The organism is Citricoccus alkalitolerans, from assembly GCF_039528175.1.
Taxonomy (GTDB): Bacteria; Actinomycetota; Actinomycetes; order Actinomycetales; family Micrococcaceae; genus Citricoccus; species Citricoccus alkalitolerans.
Genome location: NZ_BAAALH010000002.1, coordinates 322558 through 331729, shown reverse-complemented (window position 1 = coordinate 331729; position 9172 = coordinate 322558). Strand labels below are relative to the sequence as shown.

Genomic DNA, 9172 nt, shown 5'->3' with positions numbered 1-9172 from the left:
GGTCTCGGTGCCGTCATGACCGGGCCGCCCCTGCCGCCACGGCATAGGCTGAAACTGCCACATCGAGAGGACATTGCACCTCCGGGACCCACCGGTGCGCTGTCCTCCGGCTGTGGACGAGGGCTTTTCCACAGGCAGTGGAGGCCGCACCACGGCGAATGGCTCATCCGCCACCATGGATCCATGGAAACCCTGGTGGCTGATCACACGCTGTTGCTGCGCGCCGAGCCTGGAGACGGCGGCCGATCCTCCCGAGCCTTGTCACGACGGGCCACGCGCGGTGACCTCATCCGGTTGGCACCGGGCATCTACGCCCCGGCGGAGAGGTGGTTGCTGTTACCGGCACACGAGCGGGAACTTCTGGCCATGGTCGCGTTCTCGGATTCCCGACGCCGGCCGGTCGTCTTCTGCGGGGCCACGGCGTTGAGGCTCCACGGACTACCGCTGGCGCAAATCTCAGCACCGTTGGACGTGATCTCGGCGCACCGAGGCCAGGTGGGGATCAGGGCGCAGCACTCACCGTATGTGAATCCCCAAGCCGCGTCCCGCCTGCTGAATCGGCTGCGGACGGAGGGCCGAGTGAGGCGTTCCCAGCGGGGGATGCCCATGCTGCCGGGTGTACGGCGTCACGGGAATGTGCCTGGAGGGGCCGCCGCATTCGTCGATGTCACCGTCCGCCTGAAGGACGGCAGCGTCCTGGGCAGGGTTCGTGCCGTCACCCTGCCCGTTGCCATGGCCACCGTATTCGGCCGTGAACCGCTGCGCGTGGGGACGGCGCCGGCCGATGCCCTCAAGCGACTGGCGGTGTCGTCGAGTGCGGATGCCGTGGATGTCAAATCCTCGTATCAGGTTGAGTCCTCGGTGCAGGAAGCGCGGCACGTGCTGCGCACGGGGGCGGAGAGGACACGTTTCGAACGCCAATGGGATTTCGCCGACGGCCTGGCAGAGTCCCCCGGGGAGTCGCTGAGCAGGGCGCTGATCCACGAATCAGGGTTTGTGGTTCCTGACCTGCAGCGCCGCCTATATGACGGAGAGGGGCGCCTCCTCGCCCGGGTCGACTTCTGGTGGGAGGAGATCCGTCTGGCAGGGGAGTTCGACGGGTTCGTGAAGTACACGGCAGCGCTGGCGTCCACTAAGGCCACCGGGGCCGAGGGACAGCATGCACTGGTCCAGGAGAAGTTGCGTGAGGATGGCATCCGGCGGGCCGGGAACAACCTCGCTCGCTGGGTCTGGGCTGATCTGATGGACAGCCGGCGACTCAGCACTCTCTTGGAGGAGTTCCACGTCCCCCGGCGTCGCTGAGAGGGCCGGCCGTCTGCCCTGACCTACGTCCCCGTCTCCTGTCGGTTTAGCCCGCCTTCGCTTCCATCCACCACCGCTTCCTGCCGTCCCTGCGTTCGTCCATAACTAGAGGACACTGCACCTTCGGGACCCATGGGTGCACTGTCCTCTGACGATGGATGGCGTGCGGTGAAGACCAGGACGCCCTGGCCCTGCCCGTCCAACTCAGTCTGGCCCTGTCCGTCCAACTCAGTCCAGCCCCACCCCTGTTTGCTAAAGTAAGCACCTTGAGTGCGCCCAGCCTGGGCGCCGCACCCTGGGTGGTGGGTCAGTGAATGCCGGCGCGGAACGTCGGTGCGGCCGCTGCGCGGGGTGGATGTGAGGAACCGGTGTTGAGGCCGAGGCGCGCCGACGTGGCGCCCGAGTTCGACGTGCTTCCGCCGGCTCCCGTCGAGGAATGAGCAAGGCCGTCGCCGGCCGGAAGGGAAGCTGTGTCTAGACAGCGCATCGCGATCATTGGAGCTGGACCGAGCGGCATCGCCGCACTGCGGGCCTTCGAGTCCGCCGAACGGGCGGGGGAGGACATCCCGGAGGTCGTCGCGTACGAGAAGCAGGATGACTGGGGTGGTCAGTGGAACTATGACTGGCGTTCCGGCATCGACCAGTACGGCGAGCCCGTGCACTCTTCCATGTACCGCAACCTGTGGTCGAACGGCCCGAAGGAGGCCCTCGAGTTCGCCGAGTACACCTTCGACGAGCACTTTGGCCGCCCGATCTCGTCCTACCCTCCGCGCGAGGTCCTGTGGGACTACATCGACGGGCGGGTCCGGACGACCAACGTCAAGGACAAGGTGCGGTTCTCCACGGCGGTCCGGTGGGTCGAGCACCATGAGAAGCGGGACATCTTCACCGTTACCGTGGAGGACCTGAAGAGCCACCGGACCACATCCTCCGAGTTCGACCGCGTCATCGTGGCCACCGGACACTTCTCCTTCCCGCATGTCCCGGAGTTCCAGGGCATCGAGACGTTCCCCGGCACCCTGCACCACGCCCATGACTTCCGCGGCGCGGAGAAGCTGGCGGATCAGCGCGTGCTGCTGATCGGTGCGTCCTACTCGGCCGAGGACATCGGCGTGCAGGCGTTCAAGATGGGTGCCCGCTCGGTGACCATGTCCTACCGGTCCGGACCCATGGGCTACGACTGGCCGGAGGGCATGGAGGAACTGCCGCTCCTCGAGCGCTTCGAGGGGACCACGGCGCACTTCTCCAACGGCGAGATCCGCGAGTTCGACGCGGTGATCCTGTGCACCGGCTACCTGCACAAGTACCCGTTCCTGCCCTCGGATCTCGCCCTGCAGTCCGGCAACAACATCTACCCGGCGGGGCTGTACCGGGGTGTGGTGTGGCAGGGGAACCCGAAGGTCTATTACCTGGGTGCCCAGGACCAGTGGTTCACCTTCAACATGTTCGACGCGCAGGCCTGGTACGTCCGTGACCTCATCATGGGCCGCGTCGAGCTGCCCACCGCCGCGGAGCGCGCTGAGCACCTGCAGGAGTGGCACCAGCGTTTCCAGGAGGTCGGGGGCGACGCCGATGCCGTGCGGTTCCAGGCTGAATACATCCGGGACCTGATCGAGGCCACGGACTACCCGATGTTCGACCTGGACGAGGTGGTGCGGATCTTCCTGGCCTGGAAGGAGGACAAGAAGAAGAACATCCTGACCTACCGGGACAAGCCCTACCGCTCCGTGATGACAGGTTCTCTGGCCGCCGAGCACCACACCACGTGGTTGCAGGAACTCGATGACTCCCTCGAGCGCTACCTCTCGACACCGGAGGAGACGGACGTCGAGAAGGCCGTGCGCGGTGCCGGCACGCCAGAGGTCCCGGCACCCGGGAACGTCCGGGGCGAGGAAACCCCGACCGCCTGACGCGGACCTGATCGCCCGGTTCGACGCCGTTCCGTGCGTCCGGGAGCCTCACCCCCGTTTTGAGGGCAGAGATTAGTACTAATCTCTGCCCTCAAAACGGGGTTAGTGCTCGTGGGTGGCGAGGTCGTGGTCCTTGGGGTGCTCCGGTCTGGACGGGGAAGTGCGGTTCGTGCCGGACAGTGTCCCGACCGGGCTGTGATCTGCAACACGATACGTCTATGCAGCATATTACTCTTGGTAAAGTCAATCATTGAGTTGTTGACGCATGTGGAGGGGTGTGTCGAACGCGCGCCCAGCACGACGCCGGCCGCGCACCCGGGTGCGCAGCCGACGTCGTGCGGTGGAAAAGGAAGGTGGGGTGGCGGCCCCGGCAGGGTCGCTAGAAGGCGATCTTAAGCAGCAGGGAGCGCAGCTGCTTGCGCTCGCGCGGGGACAGGGTGGAGAGCGTGTAGTCTTCCGAGTCCTCAAGGATCCGCAGTGCTCGGGCGTGTAGATCCCGGCCGGCCTCCGTGGCGACGATGATCTTGGAGCGCCGGTCCCGAGGGTCGGTCTCCCGCAGGACGGCACCGCGCTGCTCAAGATTGTCCACGAGGGCGACGATCTGGCTGGGATCCAGGGCGAGGAACTCACCCATCTCACGCTGGGACGGGTTCTGCCCGCTGGCGGCCAGGGACAGTACAGAGAACTGACGGACCTTCAGGTCCAGCCCCTCCAGCTGATGATTGGCGTGGCTGATGCCGCGGCCGCGGGCGCGCGAGGTCAGGAAGTGGATCTGCTCAGCCACGTTGGAAGACAGGAAGCGATCGATCCCGTCCGTTGCTTCGCCAGGGATGTCGCCGGCGCCACTGGCGCTCTCCGGCGTCGACACAGTGGGGGCGGAGGTTGCGGCGGCGGCACTAGCCGTTGCGGCAGAGCCGTGGGGAACCTTGTCAGTGGAAGTAGACATGCGTTTCTCGCAACCGTTCGTCACATCGTTGATTTGTTCAAGTGTAGCGGCGCAACCCCTGTGGCGGCCGGTTTCAGGATGGTATTAGTGAATGTACATCATTGACTTTCTCAACGGTATGGGCTGTCATGGACTCCAGAAGCGCCTACGGGCACTTGCACCCCAGTACTCGAGCATCGTTCCGATCCACCGATCTGAACCCCAACCACGCAAGGAGAACCCATGTCCCTGAACGGCAAGGTAGCCATCGTCACCGGATCCGGAGCAGGCCTCGGCCTCGCCTACGCGCAGGAACTGGCTCGCCAGGGCGCGTCGGTCATCATCAATGATGTGAACCAGGAGATCGCCGACTCCGCCGTCGCCTCGATCACTGAGGCTGGGGGCAAGGCCGCAGCCGTGGTGGCCCCCGTCGGCTCCTCCGAGACCGCCGACCTGCTGGTCAAGACCGCCGTGGACACCTTCGGTGGCCTGGACATCCTGGTCACCAACGCCGGCATCCTGCGGGACAAGTCCCTGCTGAAGATGACGGACGAGGACTTCGACCTGGTCATCAACGTGCACGTCAAGGGCACCTTCACGTGCGTCCGTTCCGCCTACGCCTACTTTAAGGAGAACGGCGTCGCCGGCCGCATCGTCACGATCGGCTCCCCGACCGGTCAGCGTGGCAATTTCGGTCAGACCAACTACGCCGCCGCCAAGGCCGGGATCGTGGGCATGGTCCGCACCTGGGCGATGGAGATGAAGAAGGCCGGCGTCTCCGTCAACGCCGTCATCCCGGTGGCCGCCACCGCCATGACCAAGACCATCCCGTTCTTCAAGGCGGCCGTCGAGGCGGACGAGCGTGGCGAGGCCATGCCGGAGTTCTTCCGCAAGGACCTCGGCTTCGGGCCCGCCCAGGACGTGGCCGGCGTCATCGCCTTCCTGTCCTCGGAGGAGGCTGCCGGCATCACCGGCCAGGCCATCGGCGTCGGCGGCGACCGCCTGCAGGTCTGGTCCCATCCGGAGCCCGTGGCCACCGAATTCCACGATGGCGGCTGGGACTACGCGACCATGCTCTCCGAGGGCAAGGCGCTCCTCGAGGCCAACCTGCAGTCCGTCGGTGAGAAGATGCCGGAGCTGCCCGCTGAGCTGCAGCCCGAGACCGCGAAGTGAGCGCCGGCATGAGCGCCAACGCCGAGGACGCCGGCGGAGCCGGAAACCCCGGGACCGCCGTCCGCTACGAGTGCCGGGTGGACATCGAGGCGGTGACCGCCATCGACATGCACGTGCACCTGGAAGTGGACGACTGCGGCCACGTGTCCATGCCAGAGGACGTCATGGAGGCCTCCTCGAAGTACTTCAAGGCCGAGGAGCGCACCCCGTCGATCGACCGGATCGGTGAGATCTACCGCGAGCAGAAGATGGCCGCGGTGGTCTTCACCGTGGATGCCAGCACCCAGATGGACCACGCGCCGAACTCCATCGATGACCTGGTGGCCGGCTGCGCCCGGAACAATGACGTGCTGATCCCGTTCGGTTCCGTGGATCCCCGCAAGGGTCCGGCGGCGCTCGTCGAGGCTCGCCGCCAGGCCGACGTGCTGGGAGTGCGCGGCTTCAAATTCCACCCCTCCGTCCAGGGTTTCGACCCCTCGGACGAGCAGTTCCGCCCCCTGTGGGCCGAGCTCGAACAGTTCGGGCTGCCGTGCATCTTCCACACCGGCCAGAATGGCATGGGCGCCGGGCTTCCGGGGGGCCGCGGTATCAAGCTCAAGTACTCGAATCCGTTGCTGCTGGACGAGGTGGCGGCGGACCACCCGAACCTGCCGATCATCATGGCCCACCCCTCGGTTCCGTGGCAGGACGAGGCCAACTCGATCGCCACCCACAAGGCGAACGTGTACATCGACCTCTCCGGCTGGTCGCCGAAGTACTTCCCGGAGTCGCTCGTGCGCCAGTCCAACAACGTGCTGTCCCGCAAGGTGCTGTTCGGCACCGATTTCCCGCTCATCACGGCGGAGAAGTGGATGCGGGCCTTCGCGGACCTCCCCCTGAAGGACGAGGTCCGGCCGCTGATCCTCAAGGACAACGCGGTTCGGCTGCTCGGCCTGGACTCCACCTCGGGCTCTACCCCGGGGGTCCGGGGTGCGTGAACCCGTGACCGGGACCGTGACCCCCTCTGACCTGTACGGCTTCGCCGAGCGCCTCACCGAGGCTGAGCGTTCCGTGCTGTCCGAGTTGGTCACCGTTCTCGACGAGCAGGTCAAGCCGCACCTCAATGAACACTGGGACGCGGCGACGTTCCCGGAGGAGATCCGCCAGCCCCTGCGTGATCTGAAGCTGATGGACCCGCCGGCACTGAAGGCCGCCGGCGAGCCCATCCGGGACCTTCTCACGGGCTTCCGGAACTTTGAGCTCGCTCGGACCGACCTGAACGTCTGCACCTACTTCAACGCGCAGGCCGGGCTGTTCCGCACCGCGGTGCGCCTGGGCGGCTCCGCGGAGCAGGTGGCGGAGCTGGACCCGAAGATCGTGGACTACTCCCTGACCGGTGTCTTCGCCCTCACGGAGCCGGACCACGGCTCGGACGTGGCCGGCGGGCTGGCCACGTCGGCGCGGCGGCAGCAGGACGGGTCCTGGCTGATCAACGGCGCCAAGCGCTGGATCGGCGGGGCCTTCGAGTCGGACGTGCTGGCCACCTTCGCCCGGGACGAGGAGGACGGTGAGGTCAAGTGCTTCCTGGTGCCGCGCAAGGCTGAAGGCGTGCAGCTCGAGTTGATCCGGAACAAGGCCAGCCTGCGCATCATGCAGAACGCGCACATCACCTACACGGACGTGCGGGTGGACGAGGCGGACCGGCTCCAGGGAATCAACTCCTTCAAGGACGTCAGCCGGTGCCTGCGCAGCATGCGCTCGGATGTCGCCTGGATGGCCACCGGCGCCCAGGCCGGCGCCTTCGAGGCCGCCCTGCGCTATGTCCGGTCGCGGGAGCAGTTCGGCCGGCCGATCGCCGGGTTCCAGCTGGTCCAGGAGAAGCTGGCGACGATGCTGGGCAATCTCACCGCCTCGCTGGGCATGGTGGTGCAGCTGACCGAACAGCAGGCCGCCGGCACCTACAGGGACGAGAACTCGGCGCTGGCCAAGATGTTCACCGCCCTGCGGCTGCGGGAGACCGTGGCGCTGGCCCGCGAGGTCTGCGGCGGAAACGGCATCACCCTGGATACCGACGTCGCCCGCTTCCACGCGGATGCGGAGGCCGTCTACTCCTACGAGGGCACCCACGAGATCAACGCCCTAATCGTGGGGCGCGCCGTCACCGGAGTCGGCGCCTTCGTCTAGCGACCGTCCCCTGGAGCGCAGGGTCACGAATTCATCACCGATGGGCCGAGACCATTGCACTTCCCAACTATTGTGATGTAGAACACAGTTCAAAGGAGAAATCACCATGAGCGAAACCACCACTGCCAAGACCGTCGTTCCCTTCGACGAGGTCAAGAACCTCGCCGGGGCGGACCTGGGTGTCACCGAGTGGCGCGAGGTCACCCAGCAGATGATCGACACCTTCGCCGATGCCACCGATGACCACCAGTGGATCCACACGGATCCCGAGCGTGCCAAGGATGGTCCCTTCGGTGCCCCGATCGCCCACGGGTTCCTCACCCTGTCCCTGATCATCCCGTTCTGGTCTGAGCTGTTCGACGTCACCGGCGTCAAGACCAAGGTCAACTACGGCCTCGACAAGGTCCGCTTCACCTCCCCGGTGAAGGTCGGTTCCCGCATCCGCATGCAGATCACCGTCAAGGAGGTCTCCGAGGTCAAGGGCAACGGCCTGCACCTGGTGGCTGACGGAGCCATCGAGATTGAGGGCCAGGAGCGCCCCGCGGTCGTCGCGACGTTCCTGTCCCGCTTCTACGCCTGAGGCACCCGCACTCAGGCTCTCGCAGCCCGGCACCCCCCGCCGGGCACGAACCCAGGAGAAATCCATGAACAAGAAGTTCGCATCCCTCATGGCCACCGCCGCCGTGGCGGGCCTGGCACTCACAGGCTGTGGTTCGGGCTCGCCGACCGGTGAGGGCGGAGACGCGACGTCCGCCGGCGCCTCCGAAAGCGGCACCGCCTCCGGGGAGCTCACCCCGGTGACAGTCGGTGTACTGCCGATCGCCCCGTCGGTGGGTGTGCAGTACGGCATCGAGAACGGCATCTTCGAGGAGCACGGCTTCGAGGTCGAACTCTCGACCCAGAATGCCGGCGCCGCCATGCTGCCCGCCGTCTCCAACCAGCAGATCACGTTCGGCGTGGGCAACCCGCTGTCCGTCATGACCGCTGTGGATCAAGGACTGGACATGCGCATCGCCGCCGGGTATTCCAACTCGCTGGCCGAGGGTGATGACATCGCCGGAGTCGTCACACGGGCTGACAGCGGCATCGAGGACTATGCGGATCTCGAAGGCAAGGTCACCTCCGTCAACGCCCTGCGGACGCTGGGGGACCTGACCATCATGAACGACGCCGAGGAGGCCGGGGCGGACCCGGAGGCTCTGCAGTTCAACGAGATGCCGTTCCCCGACATGCCGGCTCAGTTGGAGCAGGGCAACGTGGATGCCATCTGGGTTCCCGAGCCGTTCCTGAGCAATGTGCTCTCCGATGAGGCCAACGCGCTCGTCGGGTACTCCTTCCAGGACGCCATCCCCGGCATGCCCACCATGGTCACCTTCACCTCGGGGGCCTACGCCGAGGAGAACCCGGAGATCGTGGCGGACTTCGCGACCGCGATGACCGAGGTCCTGGCGGCCTCGGAGGAGGATCCCGAGGGCACCCGAGACCTGCTGCCGGAGTTCATCGACCTGCCGCAGGAGGTTGCCCAGAATCTCAAGATGGAGGAGCTCAGCGGCGAGATCCGCACCGATCAGCTCAACAAGACGGCGGAGCTGGCCGTGAAGTACGGCTTCATCGGTGAGGCTCCGGATCCGGCGAAGCTGTTCATCCAGTAATACCTGTGGCGGGCCCGACGCCGGCCCCTCACCTTCGCGGCGCAGCG

Annotated in this window: 8 protein-coding genes; 7 read left to right on the top strand and 1 reads right to left on the bottom strand. The window is 66.3% G+C overall.

Annotated features, from left to right (window positions below; genetic code table 11):
• Window positions 1-183 precede the first annotated feature (183 nt).
• Together ABD134_RS07385 and ABD134_RS07380 are read left to right on the top strand one after the other, a co-directional pair.
• A complete protein-coding gene (locus ABD134_RS07385) occupies window positions 184-1302 on the top strand; it encodes a hypothetical protein (RefSeq protein ID WP_344228228.1) in 1119 nt (372 codons plus the stop codon).
• Between the two features lie 470 nt (window positions 1303-1772).
• Complete coding sequence (locus tag ABD134_RS07380) at window positions 1773-3212, top strand: NAD(P)-binding domain-containing protein (RefSeq protein ID WP_344228226.1); 1440 nt, start codon at window positions 1773-1775, stop codon at window positions 3210-3212.
• 379 nt (window positions 3213-3591) lie between these two features.
• On the opposite strand, the gene ABD134_RS07375 is transcribed toward ABD134_RS07380, so the two are convergent.
• On the bottom strand, window positions 3592-4158 hold the full coding sequence (locus tag ABD134_RS07375; RefSeq protein ID WP_344228225.1) for a MarR family winged helix-turn-helix transcriptional regulator: 567 nt from the start codon (window positions 4156-4158) through the stop codon (window positions 3592-3594).
• A 222-nt stretch (window positions 4159-4380) separates the two neighbouring features.
• Here ABD134_RS07375 and ABD134_RS07370 point away from each other — a divergent pair, with 222 nt between their 5' ends.
• The 5 genes from ABD134_RS07370 to ABD134_RS07350 all read left to right on the top strand — a co-directional run bounded on the left by ABD134_RS07370 (window position 4381) and on the right by ABD134_RS07350 (window position 9125).
• The gene (locus ABD134_RS07370; RefSeq protein ID WP_344228223.1) at window positions 4381-5310 is read left to right on the top strand and encodes an SDR family NAD(P)-dependent oxidoreductase; all 930 of its coding nucleotides are present in this window, start codon (window positions 4381-4383) and stop codon (window positions 5308-5310) included.
• A gap of 8 nt (window positions 5311-5318) precedes the next feature.
• The gene (locus ABD134_RS07365) at window positions 5319-6287 is read left to right on the top strand and encodes an amidohydrolase family protein (protein WP_344228221.1); all 969 of its coding nucleotides are present in this window, start codon (window positions 5319-5321) and stop codon (window positions 6285-6287) included.
• 16 nt (window positions 6288-6303) lie between these two features.
• A complete protein-coding gene (locus tag ABD134_RS07360) occupies window positions 6304-7473 on the top strand; it encodes an acyl-CoA dehydrogenase family protein (RefSeq protein WP_344228219.1) in 1170 nt (389 codons plus the stop codon).
• Between the two features lie 106 nt (window positions 7474-7579).
• On the top strand, window positions 7580-8053 hold the full coding sequence (locus ABD134_RS07355) for a MaoC family dehydratase (RefSeq protein WP_344228217.1): 474 nt from the start codon (window positions 7580-7582) through the stop codon (window positions 8051-8053).
• Between the two features lie 64 nt (window positions 8054-8117).
• The gene (locus ABD134_RS07350; protein WP_344228215.1) at window positions 8118-9125 is read left to right on the top strand and encodes an ABC transporter substrate-binding protein; all 1008 of its coding nucleotides are present in this window, start codon (window positions 8118-8120) and stop codon (window positions 9123-9125) included.
• Window positions 9126-9172: the final 47 nt, after the last annotated feature.